This window comes from Bacillus sp. BML-BC051, from assembly GCF_019656175.1.
Classification (GTDB): domain Bacteria; phylum Bacillota; class Bacilli; order Bacillales; family Bacillaceae_G; genus Bacillus_A; species Bacillus_A mobilis.
Genome location: NZ_BPLI01000078.1, coordinates 26,518 through 45,836, shown reverse-complemented (window position 1 = coordinate 45,836; position 19,319 = coordinate 26,518). Strand labels below are relative to the sequence as shown.

The window sequence follows — 19,319 nt, the reverse complement described above, 5'->3', positions numbered from 1 at the left end:
GATTATGAAAAAAGTATTATTAGTTGATGGTATGGCACTATTATTTCGTGCTTTTTACGCAACAAGTGTCTACGGACAATTTATGAAACGACAAGATGGTACCCCTACAAACGGGATTCATGGTTATATGAAACATTTATTAACAGCTATGCAAGCAATTGAACCGACACATATCGTAACATGCTGGGATATGGGAAGTACGACATTTAGAACAGAATCGTTCTCAAATTATAAAGCGAATCGTGCAGCGCCGCCTGAAGAATTAATTCCGCAATTTGATTTAGTACAAGAAATGACTGCGAAATTGTCTATTCCAGTTATCGGTATGAAAGGGTATGAAGCGGATGATTGTATCGGTACGCTTGCAAAACAATACTGCAATGAAGCAGAAGTATATATTTTAACAGGTGATACGGATTTACTTCAGCTTGTTGATAAGAACGTTACAGTTATGCTCTTGCGCAAAGGTATCGGAAATTACGAATATTATACACCAGAGAAGATCATGGAAGAAAAAGGTGTGAAACCTTGGCAAATCGTGCATGCGAAAGCATTCATGGGAGATACGAGCGATAATTACCCAGGTGTAAAAGGTATCGGGGAAAAAACAGCGTATAAACTGATTCAAGAGCACGGAACAGTAGCAACTGTACTAGAAAATGTATCATCATTAACGAAAGCACAGCGTACAAAGATTGAAAGTGATTTAGAGAACTTAAATATTTCATTACAATTAGCACAAATTCACTGTGAAGTTCCAATTTCATGTTCACTAGAAGAAGGATTACACACAATGGATGAAGAAAAACTTAGATTCGTTTGTGAAGAAATGAATTGGGGAAGACCTGAAATATTAATCAATATGCTATAAATACTAGGAAGACCGATTACAAGTAAAATGAATCGGTCTTTCTTTTTTTGTATGTTCACAAAGTTGTCAGAAAATAAACGGAATTTTCATATGAAGTTCAAATAGAATTCACAACAATCAATTATTATAAGAACAACCAGATAATTCTTTATCTTTATCCCGCTTTAATGGGCAGTAAGACCCCCACCTCAAAATTCAGCGAAAGCAAAGAATTTAGGGTTTCAACTTTATATAAACCATCCCCCAAGGAGGAAAATGAAAATGAGAAAAAAAGTGAGAAAATCTTTTAAACAATTATTAATTGAAAATAAACAATCACTATTAAATAATAAAGAAAATATGAAAGAAATTGAAGAAAGAATTGAGAAACGACATGTAGCATACAGAGTTGCTAGTAATTGAGTAAGATAATTTGGCCTATGAAAAAAGCTTGTAGTTTGGATACTATCCAAACTACAAGCTTTTTCTTTTTTATTATTTCCACCAAATCCAAGTCCAAAAGTAATTTCGTATATTTCGAGGAGTAATGCGTATAAAACGTTCCCCGTCAAAGAAGCAGTTTAAATTTGGAAGTGTTTCATTTGGATTTTCTGAAATAAAGGTGACGATATTTTCGTTGCTTGTAACGGTTACTGTAATTGGTGGGTCGGTAGGTGAAACTTGAAGTTGTAATGAAATATTCGCCGTGTTTTTAAATTCATTAGTAATAGGCGGGCTTATCACTTGTACTGTGAATAACACGATAATTGTTTCGTCTGGTTCCAAATTATTAGCGACTAGGAAACCGATATTCGGATTCGCTAGTGGAGAGCGTTCGCCGTTAATAAAGACAGTGCCGTTCATAAATTGTAAACCTGCTGGAATGGTATCTTGCAAAGAAACATTTGAAAGTGAAATATCAGAAGTATTCGTAATACGTACCGTATAATCAAAATATTGTTTTAAATAAGCCGAGCTGACGGAAGCATCTTTCACTACTACAGCAGTTATAAATTGAACTGGTATACGAACGATATTTGAATTGGAAATAAAAGTAATAATTGGATCCTGTGGTGTCAATTGGAAGGCAGCTGTGACGGAAGCAGAATTGATAATTGTGCTGTTTGAAGGGATAGATGTGACGAGAACTTTAAATGTTATCGTTGCTACGGAGCCAGCTGGTAAAGCACCGATATTCATACCAGTGTCTGGACGGACATTTGGAACAGGAGCGCCGTTAATGGTTACGCTGTTTTCTATAAATATTGTACCAGTTGGAATGGTATCTAAAATAGAAGTACTTATCGTAGGAATCGGGGAATGATTTATTACTTCCAATGTGAAAGTCATGGTCTCTCCTGTTGTTACGATAGATTTATCAGCTGTCTTTTCAATGCGAACCATCGGATCAACTACTGTTGTTGTAACCGTATTTGTTTGCTTTGTAATTGTAATAGGCGGTTCATTCGGATCGATGTTAACGGTATAGGAAACAGAAGCATCGTTATTAATTGCTGGTTGAAGAGTTGTAGAAGATATTGTTACTTGGAAAGTAATGATAGTAGATTCATTAGGAGTAAGGCTTCCTAATGTAATACCATTTTCAGGATTTTCATTAGGCTGATTGATTCCGTTGATCGTTACACTACCAATAACGAATGTTGTATCTACTGGCGCCGTGTCTACTATAAGAAGATCTTCAATAGTGATATTACCATTATTAGTAATAGTAATGGTATACGTTAAAGTTTGACCAGGTAATGCGCTCGTGAAATCAACAGCTTTTATCGCAACTACATTATCATTTTGAACAGTTGTTGTGACGGTATTTGTTGTAGTTGTATTCGTAACAGGTATGTTATTTGGGTTGACTATATAGTTAAAGGTAGTAATTGCGTTGTTGTTGAGTTCATTTGGTGTTGGGATAGAAGTCACAGAAACTTGGAATGAAGCGATAGCATTTCCGCCTACAATTATAGTACCAATTGGTATACCACTTACTGGATTAACTCCCGGAAGAGTTTCTCCGTTTACCATGACGCTATTTTCTATAAACGTAGTACCTTGAGGAATCATATCTTGAATGACTACATCATTTGCTGCAACATTACCAGTTTGATTGAGTGTAATTGTATAAGTTAACGTGTCACCGACTGTTGCAAATGCAAGGTCAACAGCTTTATTACTATTTAAATTTGCATGATTAATTGCTGTTACGGCAGCTGATGAAAGAATAGTTTCGGTAATAGGCGGCTGGTTTGGTATCGTGTATTGGTATTCAATTGTACTCGTGTTAGAAGTTGGATTTGTTTGCGGAATTGAAGTAACCCGTACTTGGAATAGAATGGTTGCTGTCGTATTAGGTGGAATGTTATCAAGTTGTATCCCGTTAAGTGGATTGTCATTTGGACGAGCGGTGCCATTCACAATAACACTATTCTCTATAAAGCTCGTATTTGCTGGGATAATATCTGTAACGATAATGTTTTCTACTTGTATATTCCCATTGTTTGTGATGGAAATGGTGTAAGGGATAATCGTTTGTAGGTCAGCATATTGAATAGGTGTTGTTTTTATAGCGAGCACATTAGCAGAAATAACTTCAGTGAAGGTAATATTACTAGTCGATATTTGTTCTTCGCCACTAATTGTATAACGAGAAGTTGATTGGTTTTGGATACGACTGCTTGCTGGAAGAGATACCACAGTAACGGAAAACGTGACAGGGATAGAATCATTAGGAGCAATCGTTCCTACAAGTATACCAGTACTTGGATTCGCGTTAAGCTGAGGAATATTATTTACTAAAACGCTACCGTCTATAAAGGTTGTTCCAACAGGAATATTGTCTGTAAATACAACAGCAGTAGCATCTGCATTTCCTATATTCGTTAAAGTTGTAGTATAAGTTAAAATGTCACCAATCGTAACAGAATTCAAATCAACAGTTTTCAGTGAAACGATATCAGCGTCATTAATTTGGACGAAAGTAGTATTGGAAGTAGTCGATTTTTGAATAGGTGCAAAGTCAGGGTTGAAAATAAAATCGTAGACGATGTTTGCAGTATTAGGTGTTGGGTTTACAGCAGGTAAATTCGTAACGGAAACTTGGAACGTTATTGTAGTCACTTGATCTGACGTAATATTAGGGATGGAAAAGCCGATATTTGGATCTGCTGCAGGAAGTGCAGTGTTGTTAACTGTTACACTTCCCGGAATAAATATTGTTCCATCCTCTATAGTATCTGTAAAAAAGATGGAGTTAGTTGTAGTGGATCCGTTATTTTGAATGAGTACTGTATATTCAATGGTTTCATCAATATTAGCTAATACTGTATTAGCGGATTTTGTAGCGATAAGAATCACATCAATAAATTGTATATTTGTAGTATTGGAAGATGTCGTTTCTGAAATTGGTGGCAAGCTTGGGTCTGGCTGATACTCATAGTGGATGACGGCGATATTATTAATGTTATTTTGAGAAGGTGCAGAGACTACATTTACTTGGAATGTAACGATAATTGTATTGTTTGGAAGGATAATATCAAGGGTGATTCCGGTAATTGGATTTTCGTTAGGTCTCGGTATGCCATCTACAAGAATGCTATTTGGAACGAATGTGGTGCCAGCAGCAATTGCGTCAATTAGGAGAGTATTTGTAATAGGTACTGTACCAGCGTTTGTAACTGCGACTGTATATGTGATGATTTGACCTATGCGTGTAATAGATCTGTTAGCGGATTTAATTGCACTCACATTTGCCGTCCGCACTTCAGTATTTACTGCATTTGATAATGATCTACGCTGAATAATCGGAGAACTAGGGTCAATTTGGTATTCATACGAAGTGTCTGAAATGTTAATGACTGTGTTGCCCTCTGGTATATTTGTAAGTTGTACTTGGAATGAAATAGTGACTGTTTCATTTGGTTGTATCGTGCCGAGGGTTACTCCATTTTCAGGGTTCACACCAGGCTGAATAACATTATTTATTGATAAGCTATCTTCAATGAATATAGTACCTTCTGGAATGTTGTCAATGAACAACGTATTGTTAGCTGGAACAGTTCCTATATTTTGTAGTGTATTTGTGTAGGTAATATTTTGCCCGATGGATACGAAAGTAACATCCGCCTGTTTAACAGAAATAATATTTGCATTTTGAAGTGATGTTGTAACAATATTAGAATTTGCAGAGCGATTCACTGGTGGAGCTGTAGGAATACTTACATATTGGTAATTTACAGATGATTGATTTACAATTTCGGTTTCAGTAGGTGGATTATTTGTTTGTACTTGAAATAGTATCGTTTTGGAACTATTTGGTGGAATCGTTCCAATTGGTATTCCGTTTTCAGGATTTGCATCAGGCTGAAGTACACCGTTAATTGTGACACTGTCTGGAACGAATGTAGTCCCAGCTGGAATAGCATCTGTAAAAGTAATATTTATTGCGTCAACATTTCCGGTATTTTTCACTTCAGAAATATAAAGTATAGTTCCGCCAATATCTACAGTGATTGGATTGGACGTTTTTGTAACTGTCAATTGTGCTTGCACGAAATTTGTAATGACAATATTACTTGTAGATGTTTCAGTAATAGGCGGTTGCCCTGGGTCTGGTTGAATTGTATATGTTGTATTAGATTGATTTGTAATCGATTGTTGCGAGAATGAATCGTTAATAAGAATTTGGAACGAAATAAGGTGAGTAGCGTTTGCTACTAGGTTAGGCAAAGTAACACCTGCATTTGGATTTGCACCCAGTATAGCTGTTCCGTTAAGTGTAAAACTATTTTCTACGAATGTAGTCCCTTCTGGAAGCGTATCTGAAAATATGAGATTAGTAGCTGGAATATTTCCGGTATTTTCTAGCGTTATCGTATAGGTCAAAATGTCACCGGTTGTTGCTTGTTGTGCATTGACAGCTTTTAAAGAAAGAACATTCGCATCCGAAATTTGTGTGAAAGCTGGATTAGACGTAATTGTTCGAGCGATGATAGGAGCAGCTGGATCGGCGATAAAAGTATAGTCAATACGGGCTATATTAGAAATTGGATTCACGCTTGGAATGGATTGAACGATAACTTGGAATGTGACGGTGACGATTTCTGAAGGTGCAATGGCGTTTAAGGAGATTCCTACGTTTGGATCAGCACCTGGGGCTGAAACACCATTTATGGTTACGCTATTCGGAATAAATGCAGTTCCTTCTGGGACCAAATCTGTTAAAGTAACTGTATTTGCAGTTGTATTTCCGTTATTTTGAACGACTACAGTGTAAGTGATTGTACCGTCAGTAGATTGTACGAGAGAATCTGTATTTTTAATTACAGATAGCGATGCATCAACGACAGCTGTATTTACCGTATTAGATGAAGATGTTGCTGTAACTGGAGGTTGACTTGGGTCGACAATATAAGTGTAACTTGTAAGTGCTTGATTTATAATCGCTCCTTGCGGTGGAATAGAACTTGCAAGAAATTGGAACGTAATAGTAGCAGAATCACCTGGTGCGATAATACCAACTGGAATACCGAGAGTTGGACTTGCATCTGGAAGTGAAATCCCGTTAAGCGTGACACTATTTGGAACAAATAATGCCCCTTCAGGAACTCCATTAATGAGTAATACAGAATTTGCAGGGAAGTTTCCAGTATTCGTTAATGTTGCTGTATACGTAATGATATCTCCAATAGATACAATTGTACGATTTGCTTCTAAAACAGTTGTAACAGTCGCGTTATTAATTTGTGTGGAAGCACTATTAGAAGTTATTGTGCCTGTAACAGGAGGAGAGGTCGGGTTAACTATAAATTCGTATTGAATAGCTGCAACGTTTGTAATTGGGTTCGAAGGTGGAGTAGATGTAACTATGACTTGGAACGTAACGGCTGAGGAACTACCAGCATTCACGGTTCCGATATTAACCCCGTTATTTGGATTTGCCCCTGGAATGATACTTCCATTTACAGAAAAACTATTTTCAACAAAGGTCGTTCCAGCTGGAATAAGATCTGAGAAATTTAGATTCGTAGCGTTTGTATTGCCGCTGTTTTGAATAAGGACCGTATAAGTGATCGTGTCTCCGATATTTGCAAAGGCTGTATTAGCAGTTTTTACAGCTGAAAGTATTGCTGAATTAATAGAGGTAACGAAGACGTTCGTTTCCACATTGCCAGGCTGAGCCTGTAATGCATTCCCTACGTTATATTGGAAGTTCACAAATCCTAAGTTTTGGAGTTCAGGTGTGAACGTTGTTGGGTTGCTTGTGATTTGAACTTGGAACATGATTGTTACAGTTTGATTTGGAATGATTGTATTTATGCCAATACCGTCAATGATAGAAGCAGATGCTAATGGTGTGCCATCAACAATAACTGATCCTGCAACAAATTGTGTCCACGATGGAATCGGGTCTGAGAAAATAACGTTATTAGCAGGAATATTTCCTGTATTCGTAATCGTAGTTGTATACGTAATTGTATCACCAATCGTCGCAAAAGCTTTATCTCCGATTTTAGTAGTAGTTAAAATAGCACTTTCAATTGTTGTTGTAACACTATTTGAAGTAATGTTTTTTGAAACAGGAGGATTAGCTGGATTGACAATGTGTTGGAAACTAACACTAGCTTGATTGGTAATTGGATTTATAGGCGGAATTTCATCGGCACTAATATGAAATGTTACAATGACAGATTCGTTTGGCCCAATATCGCCAATTGGAACGCCTGTAATTAGGTCTGCATTTGGGATGGTAGTTCCGTTAAGTGTAAAACTATTCGGTTCAAAGGAAGTTCCGTCTGGAATTAGGTCGGTAAAAATAACATTCGTCGCACTAACATTTCCGCTATTTGTAATCGTAACTGAGTAGACAATATCTTGCCCAATATCTACTGCTTCCACATTTGAATTTTTTTGTGCAGTAAGGATAGCGCTATTAACTTGTGTTGTCGTTGTATTAGATTGATTAGAAGTTGAAATGAACGGCTGATCTGGATCAACAATATAACGGTAAGTGGTAAGAGCCGAATTAGAAATAGGATTGTTGATTGGGAGGGTTGAAACGATGGCTTGGAATGTGACGATTGATGTGTTTCCACCATTAATGGAACCGATATTTACACCAGTAGATAAATCAGCGTTTGGAATGGTTTGCCCATTAACTGTGAAACTGTTTGGAACGAAACTTAAATTGCTATCAAGTATATCGATAACGGTAACATCAGTTGCAGCCACATTCCCGGAATTAGGAAGGGTAAGTGTAAATGTTATTGTATTACCAACATCCGCAAAAGTAAGATTTGCTGTTTTTGTACTAATAATAGTTGCATTGTTTATTTGAAGAAGCGTCGTGTTAGAATTAGCTGTACTTGAAACGGGAGGATTAACAGGATCAACAGTAAACTCATACGTCGTTGATGATGTATTTGGTGCAGGATTAATAGGTGGGATGCTGTTAACTGTAACTTGAAATACGATACTATATATTTCATTTGGTGGAAGTGTTGCAAGTAATACACCGGTATTTGGATTCGCGTCAGGTTGTAAAACACCATCAACAGTTAATGTGTTAGGAACAAATGTGAGTCCGCTCGGTAATACATCTGTGAATACAATGTTGGCTGCATCTGTATTTCCTATATTCGAAATAGAAGTAGTGTAAAAAGCAGTTTGCCCGACGTCTATAAAGGATACACTTTCGTTTTTCGTCATGGATAATATAGCTTCGTTAATTTGAGTTGAAACAGGATTGCTAATTGAAGTTTCTGCATCAGGCGGTGAGACTAATTGATACGATGTTGATGAGAAATTTACAATTGGGTTTTCGGTTGGTAAGGATGTTACAGTAACTTGGAATGAAACTGTTACTGTAGTCCCAGCTGTTATAGGCCCAATATTTACACCGTTTGATGGGTCCGCACCACTTTGAGGAACCCCGTTAATAGAAAATGAGTTTGCAATAAATGTAATTCCGTTCGGCAGTGTATCTGAGAAAATAACATTTTGTGCGGATGAGTTTCCATTGTTTGTTAAAGTAACAGTATAGGTGAGTGTGTCTCCAATACGACTAAAGGATTTATCGACTTGTTTTAATGAAAGAATGGTAGCTGTGTTAATTGTAGTGAACACTGTGTTTGAAGTAACATTTCTTGAAACAATAGGGGCATTAGGATCAGCGATAAATGTGTAAGAAGCACTAGCGGAATTCTCAATAGGATTTTGAACAGGAGTAGAAGTAGCGGTAACTTGAAATGCTATTGCTATTGAGCTGTTTGGAGCAATTGTCCCAATCGTTATACCTGTATTGGGATTAAGGCCAAGTTGTGTATTGCCATTTATTGTAACGCTATCAGAAACGAACGTTGTGCCGTCTGGAATAAGGTCAGTGAAAGTAATATTTGTTGCATTTGTATTCCCATTATTCGTTAAAATTGTTGTATAGGTAATGGTATCACCTAGTGTTACAAGTGGTTGATCGACCGATTTTACCATCGTTATCATAGCATCTAGTACAGGGTTTGCAACGATAGTCGTTGAAGTAGAAGTAGTAACAGGGGTTGCGCTTGGATCAATAGTATAAGAATATAAAATTGTATCGTTATCCATAATTGAACTTGAAGGGGGTACAGAAATAACATTTACTTGGAAAGTGACAGTTACTGTTGCGCCAGGAGCGATATTTGGTATAGTTACTCCAAGTGCTGGCTGAGCACTAAGTTGCTGAGCACCATTGATTGTGACCGAATTTGGTATAAATGTAGTGTTAGCTGGAATAGCGCTTGTGAATGTTATATTCGTTGCTGGTGTATTCCCATTATTCGTAATAGTAGTTGTATACGTAATCGTATCTCCAACAGACACTATAGATTTATCAGCACTTTTTGTTGTAGTTAATATTGCACTATTTATTGTTGTAGTAGCGGTATTAGATGAAGTGGTTTGTGTTATAGCTGGTTGACTTGGATCGACAATGTGCTGAAATTGTATAGAACTAGAATTAGAGATGGGATTTATACTTGGAATGTTTGTTACAAGTACGTTTATCGTAATAGTAGCCGTGCTACCGGGATTTATATTTCCAATCTGAATTCCGTTCGCTGGATTGCCTATTTGTTGCGTACCAGAATCATTTGTAAGAGTTCCAGATATAAATGTCGTTCCATCAGGCAAAATATCCGTGAAAATTATATTTTGTGAAGTGACATTTCCGGGGTTATTTAATGTAATTGTATAAGAAATTGTATCGCCGATTGTTACGAAATTTTTATTCGCGGATTTAACCGCTACAATTTCTCCGGAATTTATTTGTGTCGAAACAGAATTGGATGTTGTACTTCGTGAAACGAGTGGTAAATTAGGTCCTGTCATAAATTGATAATTAATAGAAGCACCGTTTACAACCGGTGAGTTTGGTCCTCCAGGTCCGATTGTAAAAATAGGATTTGGGATACTAACTACTTGTACGCGGAAGGTAACGTTTATAAAATCTCCTGCAATAATATCCCCAATTGGTATCCCATTCGCTGGATTTACCCCAGGTAATAAAACCCCGCCTACTCGAACACTATCTTCTATAAATATTGTATTATTTGGAATCGGATCTGTAAAAATGATATTAGTAGCTGTTGTGTTCCCTGTATTCTCTAATAAAACTGTATACGTTAAAAATGAATTTCCGGGTGCAATGTCAGAAAAAAGTCGATCTACACTTTTCGTCGCTCGAATGATTGCTTCGTTAATTTGAACTAAAGTCGGATTACTTGTAGCTGTTTCCGTCACTGGTGGCTGGGTAGGGTCCACAATGATAGAGTATGTTGTGCTAGATTGATTTAACGTTGGATTTATAGCTGGTATTGAACCAACGATCGCTTGAAAACTAATCGTTGTCGTTCCTCCAACTGGAATTGCGTCTAAAGAAATCCCGCTATCTGGTCTAAATCCAAGTTGTGGGATCGTATTAATTTGTACGCTATCAGGAACGAATGAAAGTTCAGGTGGTAATATATCGATAAAAACAGGTGTGTTTGCAGAAGTATTTCCGCTATTAGTAAAAGTTGTTGTATACGTAATTGTATCTCCAACAGCGGCAAATGCACTACTCGCAGTTTTTGTGGCGATAACGGAGGCAGTATTTACTTGTGTAAAAGTTTTGTTGGATTGAACTGTTCGTGAAACAGGCGGTTCATTTATATCAACAATAAAGCTATATTGAAGAGATGATTTGTTCGGAATTGGATTAGGGTTTGGAAGAGTTGTAATATTTACTTGAAAACTAAGTGTAACCGATGCATTTGAATTCAAGTTACCAATAATAATACCGTTTTGTGGATTTGCATTAGGGATTGTTACACCATTTATCTTAAAACTATTTGGGACAAAGGTGGTACCACTTGGAATGGAATCTGTAAAAACAACGTTGTTAGCGGTAGTATTTCCTGTATTTGTAACACCTGAGGTGAATGTAATCGTATCTCCAATTGTAGCGAAAGTTGTACTAGCATTTTTATTTATTACTAAAGTAGCATCAACAATCGGTGTAACTGTTGTATTTGTAACGGTACTACCAACAGCTGGTGTTTCAGTTGGATTCACTGTATATTCGTAGTTTACAAGAGCATTATTCGTTAAATTTCCACTAGGTGGAATAGCGAGGATTTTCACTTGGAATGTAATGAAAGTAGTGCCTCCTGGTGAAATATCGTCTAAATGAATACCTAATGAAGGATCTACTCCAGGTTGGGAAACATTATTTATCGTAACGGAATTTGGGATGAAGGATGCACCTGGTCCAAGTCCATCTGTTAAAACAGTTGCACTAGCAGGGATGTTTCCTGTGTTCGTAACTGCAATCGTGTAAGTAACGATATCTCCAATTGCAGCATTCGGTGTGTTCACTGATTTCGTAGCGATAATCGTAGCGTTGTTAATTTGAGTTGTTATTACGTTACTTAATGCATTGGCGGATGCTGGAGGTAAGTTCGGGTCTACGACATATTGGTACGTTGTGTTACTTTGATTTGGGATTGGATTCGGATTCGGGATGGAATTTACTTGCACTTGGAACGAGATGGTCGTATTTGCATTGGGGTTTATTGGATTAATTGCTATGCCATTAGCTGGATTTGCATTAGAGAGTGTAGTACCATTTACTGTTACACTATTTGGAATAAAAGACGTCCCGCTTGGAATAGCATCTGTAAATACTATATTTGATGCAAGTGTGTTTCCGTTATTCATTAAAGTAGTCGTATACGTAATAATATCATTTACGTTCGCAAACTGTTTATCCGCAGATTTTGTAGCGGTAATAGAGGCGTTATTAATAGTTGTCTGTACAGTGTTAGAGGCCACCATCTGCATGACAGTTGGTTTGGATGGGTCGTACGTGTATTGGAAAGTAGTGCCTGATTGATTTGTAATCGGATTTAAAGCAGGAATAGTTGGTACAAAAACTTGGAATGCAACAGTACGTGATGAATTTGCTCCTATCGTACCAATAAGAATCCCGTTAGCAGGGTTTGCATTGGCCATAGGGACGCCGTTAATCGTTACAGTATTAGGAAGGAAGATGGTACCAGCTGGAATGATATCTGTAAACGTTACATTAGAGGCTGGGATATTGCCGTTATTCGTTAAAATTGTAGCATACGTTATGACATCGCCAACATCAGCGAAATTTGTGCTTGTAATTTTCGTAGCAACAATATTAGCGGTATTAATTTGTGTCGTTACTATATTGCCAGTAGCGTTCCTAACAACAGCAGGTAAATTTGGATCTGCGATAAAGCTATATTGAAGTGCAGCGCTGTTTTGAACTGGATTTGGTGAAGGTAAACTATTTGCACTAATTTGGAAAACAATTGTTGTAATGCCGCCTGCTGGAATCGTACCAATTTGAAGACCGACACTTGGATCCGCACCTAGCTGTAAAGCGCCGCCTATAAAAGTACTATTTGGGACGAGAGTAGTACCAGAAGGCAGTATATCGGTAACGACTACATTATTTGCTGGAGTATTTCCAGGGTTAGCTAAGGCAATTGTATATGTGATTGGTTGCCCAACATCCGCAATAGTTAAATCTACCTGTTTGACAATAACTACATTTGCTAAATTAATTTGTGTACTTACAGTGTTGCTTAAAGACGTTTCTATAGTTGGTGGATCGCCTGGATTTAAAATAAAGCTATACTGTGTACTAGATGAATTTATTGTTGGATTTTGTGTTGGTAAAGAGGTGACAGTTACTTGATAAGAGACTATAAGTGAGCCGTTAGCAGGAATAGAAGGTAACGGAACACCGACATTTGGATCGGCATTATTTTGGAGTACACCATTAATAAGGAAAGTGTTTGGGATAAAGGCAGTACCGTCTGGGTTTGTATCTACGAAAGTAGGACTATCAGCGGAAACACTTCCTGCATTCGCCAAAGTAACGGTATAAGTTAATATATCCCCTACGGTAGCGAACGCTCGATCCACTGCTTTGGTTGAAATGACATTTGCATCGTTTACTTGAGTAAATGAAGTGGTTGAAGTAGTGTTCTTACTTACAGGGGAAGCATTTGGATCCACAATAAAGTTATAGGCAATAGAAGCGCTATTTGAAATAGGGTTTGGATTTGGGATGCTAGTTATTAATACTTGGAATGAAGCTGTAATTGTAGTATTAGCATTGATGCTACCGATGTTGATGCTAGCTGGTGTAACACCCGACTGAGCAACATTGTTAACTATAACACTGTCTGGCACAAAGGCAGTACCATTCGCAATGGAATCGGATAGTACTACATTGTTCGCCGCAACATTTCCATCGTTTGTAAGAGAAAAGGTATAAGTTAATATATCTCCAACTTCCGCAAATGTTTTATCTACAGACTTAGTAGCATGAAGGTTTGCTAGTCTAATTGTTGATGTAACGGAATTAGAATTTGCTGTTTTTGAAGTGGGTGGCAGACTTGGATTTACAGTATAAAGATAAGAAGCGAAAGCATTATTAATGATAGGGTTTTGTGCGGTAATATTGATGACTGTTACTTGGAAAGAAAGAGTAAAAGTAGCTCCGCCAGGAATTGTTCCGATAGGTAAAGCGACGAGAGAATCTACATTTTGTAGAACTCCGTTTAGTGTTACAGTACCAGGAGTCAATATCGTTCCATTTGGAAGTGGATCTGTTAGTTGCACGTTCGTAGCAGCTGTATTTCCACTGTTTGTAATAAGAATTGTATAACTAATTGTTTCGCCAATTGTAGCAAATTGTTTATTTGTTGATTTTGTTAATGTTAAATTCGCATTGTTAATTTGAGTGGAAACGAGATTCGAAGAAATGTTTTTTGTAACGGGTGATTGGCTAGGATTGACGGTATATTGATAAGAAGCGCTTGAACCGTTAGATACGACGTTCGACGCTGGAATTGTATTTACTATTACTTGAAATGAAACATTTTTTATAGTGCCAGTTGGAATAGATCCTATATTCACACCAGTAGCGGGATTTGCTCCAACTTGTGTCGTGCCATCAATTGTTAAACTGTTTAGAACAAAAGTTGTGCCGGTGGGAATGACATCTGTAAAAATAACGTTATTCGCATTCGTATTCCCTGTACTTGTAAAGGAAACAGTGTAGGTTAGTGTATCACCAATATCTGCAAAATTTTTATCTACTGCTTTTGCCATAGTGACAGTAGCATTATTCACTTGAGTAGATACGATATTGGTCGTATCAGTCCCACTTACTGCCGGCTGATTTGGCACAGGAATGTATTGATAAGTTGTTGTGCCACTATTTAATATTGGATTTGTTTGCGGGATAGAAGGAACGAGTACTTGAAATGAAACGGTAGTCGTAGAATTAGCAGCAATAGTTCCGACGGATATACCAGTAGCGGGATTTGCGCCAGCTTGAGTAACACCGTTAACTGTTACACTGCCTGCAATAAAATTAGTCCCGCTTGGAATTGGATCTGTATATATAACGTTCGTTGCGGCGATATTTCCTACATTAGCTAAGGCAATACTGTAAGTTAACGTTTCGCCAATGTCGGTAAAGATTTTGTTAACTGATTTTGTTCCATTAATATCTGCAAGGTTAATTTGCGTTCCTGCAGAGTTGCTTGTTGCAAGACCGTTAAAAGTCGTTCCACCGGCAATTGGTGTATATTGAAATGTAATATTCGCAGTGTTAGAGATAGGGTTTTGGCTTGGGAGAGAAACGACGGTTGCTTGGAAAGTTACTGTACGAGAAGAATTATTACTAATGGTTCCAAGAGATATACCAGCGGCCGGATTTGCATTTGTTTGTGGTACGTTATCTACCGTTACAGTGCCAGGTATAAAGGAGGTACCGTTAGGAAGACTGTCTATAAAAATAACATTATTGGCGGGAAGGAGCCCGGTATTAGGGATAGTAACGGTATAAGTGAGAACATCTCCAATTGTAGCGACACTTTTATTCACATTTTTCGTTGCTTGTATGTTAGGTGAGTTTATATTAATTTGTAACCCAACTGTATTTAACATATATGCATCTCCGTTAGTTGTTAAACGGATTGCGGCGGAGACTTGAGAATTTGTTAAATAAGGAGAAATATCAATAGAAGTAATGTCCCATCCTTGCCTTCCTGCGGAGATATTTGTACTTGTAGAAGCACTTTGATTTCGTGTTCCAAATGTCCCAGTTGTATCTAAATTTCCGGCAGCATTATTCACTTGAGAACCGAAGAAATTATTTACAGCATTATTTGGCCCGGATAATGCATTTAATGAACTGAAATTTGGTCCAAATAATGCTTGATCCCCAGTTAAATCAGCATCCCCTTCAGTAGAACTTATAAATAATCTCCCGCTTACAGGTCCTCCGGCAGGTGTTAAAAACCCTGAGACAGATACATCTGCACTACCAGTTTCTACAGACACACGGTTACCAGCTACGTAAATTGTTAAATTTCTTGCGGGTAAGGAACCGTTTTGATAAGCGACAATGAGCGTCCATCCAGAAGAATTGATAGCTCCGTTAGAAGCATCTAAAGGATCAACAAGTCCAGGGACAGAACCGGTTGTATAAGAGCCAGATCCTCCAGCTTGAACGAGGGATGTTACATCTGCGGAACGCGTATAGAATCCAAATGTGACAGATCCAGAAACGAATGTTTGATTAGAAGCTGTAACGGTTGAAGGGGTAATTGAGTATGTTGACACAGGTGTTATAAAAGAAACAGGGTTTCCTAATACACTCGTAATATTTTGATCACGAGATAAGTAGTTTCCACCCCAAACAAGTTCTGCGTAAAGAATAGTACTACCAGCAGGGATATTTAAAATAGCGGTAGAACTATTTTGTGTATAGTTTAATGTTGTACCAGCAGGAAAAGTAGGTACTTGTAAAGCGGTATTCGTAGTTGCGAATGCACCAATTGCCCCGATTGTACCAGCACGGTTTTGATTACTAATTTTACTTAAGCCTAAAGTATTACCTGTAATAGCGAGTGCGCCGTTAGTGGTGGTAGAAAATCGATTCGTAATGGGCATGTTGTCACCTCATTTACAATATAGTCTTGGTCAAAATAGGATATGTGTGTGACAAATAAAGTGAAACATGTACAAGTTGATTTGATAATAATGATTTAAATGTCTAGATAAGGGGATGGAGTATTATTGAATTAGAAATGAGGATAGAACGTCTTAGGAAAGAAAAAATAGAGGACATTGTAGCGTTATCTTCTTATATTGGTTGGGATTATAACAGAGAAGAAGTTGAAACGATTTTTAACTTAGGCATTGTATATGGCGTATGGAATGAGAGAAAAAAACTTATTGCAAGCGCTGCAATTATATTATACGGAGAGGCGATAGCGTCAATAGGAATGGTCATTGTACATCCAGATTATAAGGGGAGAGGGATTGGAAAGGCGATAACGAATGCATTAAGAGCGTATCGGCTCAAACTCCCCTTATGCTTATTGCTACGGACGCGGGAAAGCCTTTATATGAAAAATTAGGATTTAGAGCAGTAAGCTATGTTTCTAAATACATATGTAACTCGTACAATGGGAATGATTATTGTGTAGGAAATGAAGATTATATGATGAAGTATGAAGAGTGTGATTTAGAAGAAATAATAAAATTAGATGAAAATGCGTTTGGAACAAATAGAAAAGCATTTTTAACGAAAAGAATGATACAAAGTGAACAGTGCATCGTTGTAAAGGACAACAAACAAAATGTATTAGGTTACGGTTTAAGTATACAAACATCAGAAAATAAAATAATAGGACCAGTCGTTGCGAAAAATGATGCGATGGCAATGAGGATTGTACATGATTTAGCAAGAGAGCATCATGGTAAATTAAGAATTGATGTACCAGAAGGAAAGAAAGGTTTCATGAAAGAATTAGAAATTACTGGTTTTCAAAAGGTTAATACACCACCAATTATGATGAAAAATAGCGATGAATTATTAAAAAGGAGTAATGATCTGTATAGTATTGCAGCACAAATTTTTGGATAAAAAAGAATCCTTTTAAATGAAGGATTCTTTTTTATAGCCAACTTAATCGCGATATTGATCATGAATAGGTTGAAAAAGGTCTTCCTCGACATCTCTAACCATTGAAAAATGATCAACGTTATAATGTCCATGTAGAGTTTTATTATGATGACCAATAATTTGCTCTGCAGATAATACGTTAGAATCAGTTGTGGAATGACCGTTTTTAATTAATGTAACATCAAATCCTTGTACAGTAGCTGTTCTAACTGCGGTGTCGATGCAATGTTCTGTTTTACATCCACCGATAACGATATGATTAATTTTTTCTTCTTTTAAAAGTTCAAGTAGAGAAGTTCCATAGAATGAGTTTGTTGCTGCTTTATTAATAAGGATTGCAGACTGAGGTACGTTAATTTTATTATGTACTTCAAATCCTTCTCCGCTGCCAGAAGCAACATCGATATCTCTTACGAAAACAATAAGGGCATTTGAATCTATCGCTTTCTGTACGGCTGTATTTAGTGTAGATAATAACTCTTTTTTACGAAAAACTTCTTTTTCTTGTTCATTCCCATCCATTAATTCTTGCTGCGCATCGATAATTAATAGTGCTTGTTTCATCGTGTCTCCCCTTTAATATGAAATAAGTTCCCCTATACATATTCATTCATATTGCAAGGAAATCCTCTATTGTCTATGCAGTAGACGATAGATTTACAAAGTTGTCAAAGAAATTTCATTCTCATAGCGTGTAAAAACATGTATGATAGGAGATGGAGAATTTTTGAGTAGGTGGGAATAACATGCAGACAGTAGAAGATTATCTTTCATTCTTACATACGAAAGGATTTAAATTATCAGAGGAAGCACAAGGATTTATTATGTTCGGACAAGGATATACTGGTGCATCTGATGGAATTGTGAACGCAGCAATAGAAGCGACAATTAAACATCAATTACAGTTTGATGGGAGTTATTTTGTTGCGTTATTAGAACGATTGAAAGAAGAAGAAATTACAGATAAAAAAAGCGCTAAGGCTTTTATGCGGAAGTTACAAGCGTAACTTCATGCAGCCTGCGCTTCTTTTTTTGTTTTGGAAGGTAATTCAACAAAAACCATGCCTAGGAAAATACATAGGCATCCGATAATAGCAGAAACAGAAAGTTGTTCGTTTGCAACGAGAACGCCTGTTAAGGCAGCAAAAACGGGCTCCATTGCGAAAATGATTGCTACTCTCGTTGGAGACGTATGTTTTTGTGCTGATGTTTGAATGAAAAAAGCAATGGATGTCGCGAATAGGGAAGTTAAAAATAGAGCAAATAAAAAGGAAGAATTCGTCCATAGTGCTATTGAAAATAATTTTTCCCAATCTTCAAACAAAAAGGCGCAAATAGAAGAAAACATGCCGACAGCTAATACTTGCGACGTGCTTAATAATAAAGGTGATATTTTCTTAGAGAAGAAGCCGTTAACGAGAATATGGGCAGCGAAAGCGACTGCACAACCGAGAATGAGTATATCTCCAATGTTTAATTGAAAAGAATCACCAGCTGTTAATAAGTATAAACCAGCTGTTGCTACAGCAATACCAAGTACGATAAAAATGGTAGCTTTTTGTTTTAAAAAGATAAAAGACAAAATGGGTACCATAACGATACTAAGCCCTGTTAAGAAACCTGCTTTTGAAGATGTTGTATAAAGTAAGCCGAATGTTTGTAATACATAGCCAACACATAAAAAGAATCCAACGATTAATCCAGCGAGGCTACTCTGTTTTATTTCTTGTTTTGAAGTTTTTTTTGCGAAAATCATTTGAACGAATAATAAAATAATTCCAGCGAATAAAAAGCGAATACCATTAAAGGTAAATGGACCAACGAAAGACATAGCATTTTGAACGACAACAAATGTAGCTCCCCAAATAAAAGAGACAAATAATAAAGCAAGAGGAGCAATCCAATCTTTTTTCACACCCATAC

8 protein-coding genes are annotated in these 19,319 nt (G+C 37.1%); 5 read left to right on the top strand and 3 right to left on the bottom strand.

The window, feature by feature from the left end:
* The first annotated feature begins 4 nt into the window (after window positions 1–4).
* Window positions 5–871 (top strand): 5'-3' exonuclease, encoded by an 867-nt coding sequence (locus tag K5S59_RS26140; RefSeq protein ID WP_000757047.1) that lies wholly within the window; start codon window positions 5–7, stop codon window positions 869–871.
* Window positions 872–1,132: 261 nt separating this feature from the next.
* Window positions 1,133–1,273: an FbpB family small basic protein gene (locus K5S59_RS26135; protein ID WP_001228045.1), complete on the top strand. Its 141-nt coding sequence runs from the start codon at window positions 1,133–1,135 to the stop codon at window positions 1,271–1,273.
* Between the two features lie 72 nt (window positions 1,274–1,345).
* Here K5S59_RS26135 and K5S59_RS26130 read toward each other — a convergent pair whose 3' ends face one another.
* Window positions 1,346–16,378, bottom strand: a complete 15,033-nt coding sequence (locus K5S59_RS26130) for a DUF7507 domain-containing protein (protein ID WP_212981784.1) — start codon at window positions 16,376–16,378, stop codon at window positions 1,346–1,348.
* 137 nt (window positions 16,379–16,515) lie between these two features.
* Here K5S59_RS26130 and K5S59_RS30535 point away from each other — a divergent pair, with 137 nt between their 5' ends.
* Window positions 16,516–16,848: a GNAT family N-acetyltransferase gene (locus tag K5S59_RS30535; RefSeq protein ID WP_002071153.1), complete on the top strand. Its 333-nt coding sequence runs from the start codon at window positions 16,516–16,518 to the stop codon at window positions 16,846–16,848.
* A gap of 83 nt (window positions 16,849–16,931) precedes the next feature.
* Window positions 16,932–17,357 (top strand): GNAT family N-acetyltransferase, encoded by a 426-nt coding sequence (locus tag K5S59_RS30530; RefSeq protein WP_002071154.1) that lies wholly within the window; start codon window positions 16,932–16,934, stop codon window positions 17,355–17,357.
* Between the two features lie 42 nt (window positions 17,358–17,399).
* Here K5S59_RS30530 and K5S59_RS26120 read toward each other — a convergent pair whose 3' ends face one another.
* Window positions 17,400–17,960: a cysteine hydrolase family protein gene (locus tag K5S59_RS26120; protein WP_000806340.1), complete on the bottom strand. Its 561-nt coding sequence runs from the start codon at window positions 17,958–17,960 to the stop codon at window positions 17,400–17,402.
* Window positions 17,961–18,142: 182 nt separating this feature from the next.
* Between K5S59_RS26120 and K5S59_RS26115 the strand changes: the two genes are divergently transcribed.
* On the top strand, window positions 18,143–18,403 hold the full coding sequence (locus tag K5S59_RS26115; RefSeq protein ID WP_001195212.1) for a DUF6123 family protein: 261 nt from the start codon (window positions 18,143–18,145) through the stop codon (window positions 18,401–18,403).
* 2 nt (window positions 18,404–18,405) lie between these two features.
* On the opposite strand, the gene K5S59_RS26110 is transcribed toward K5S59_RS26115, so the two are convergent.
* Complete coding sequence (locus K5S59_RS26110) at window positions 18,406–19,311, bottom strand: DMT family transporter (RefSeq protein WP_000711151.1); 906 nt, start codon at window positions 19,309–19,311, stop codon at window positions 18,406–18,408.
* Between the last annotated feature and the right edge of the window lie 8 nt (window positions 19,312–19,319).

Bases quoted from the DNA above. Each gene is read 5' to 3' on its own strand.
- K5S59_RS30535 (WP_002071153.1), top strand. From the start codon at position 16,516: ATGAGGATAGAACGTCTTAGGAAAGAAAAAATAGAGGACATTGTAGCG.
- K5S59_RS26120 (WP_000806340.1), bottom strand. From the start codon at position 17,960: ATGAAACAAGCACTATTAATTATCGATGCGCAGCAAGAATTAATGGAT.
- K5S59_RS26115 (WP_001195212.1), top strand. From the start codon at position 18,143: ATGCAGACAGTAGAAGATTATCTTTCATTCTTACATACGAAAGGATTT.
- K5S59_RS26140 (WP_000757047.1), top strand. From the start codon at position 5: ATGAAAAAAGTATTATTAGTTGATGGTATGGCACTATTATTTCGTGCT.
- K5S59_RS26135 (WP_001228045.1), top strand. From the start codon at position 1,133: ATGAGAAAAAAAGTGAGAAAATCTTTTAAACAATTATTAATTGAAAAT.
- K5S59_RS30530 (WP_002071154.1), top strand. From the start codon at position 16,932: ATGATGAAGTATGAAGAGTGTGATTTAGAAGAAATAATAAAATTAGAT.
- K5S59_RS26130 (WP_212981784.1), bottom strand. From the start codon at position 16,378: ATGCCCATTACGAATCGATTTTCTACCACCACTAACGGCGCACTCGCT.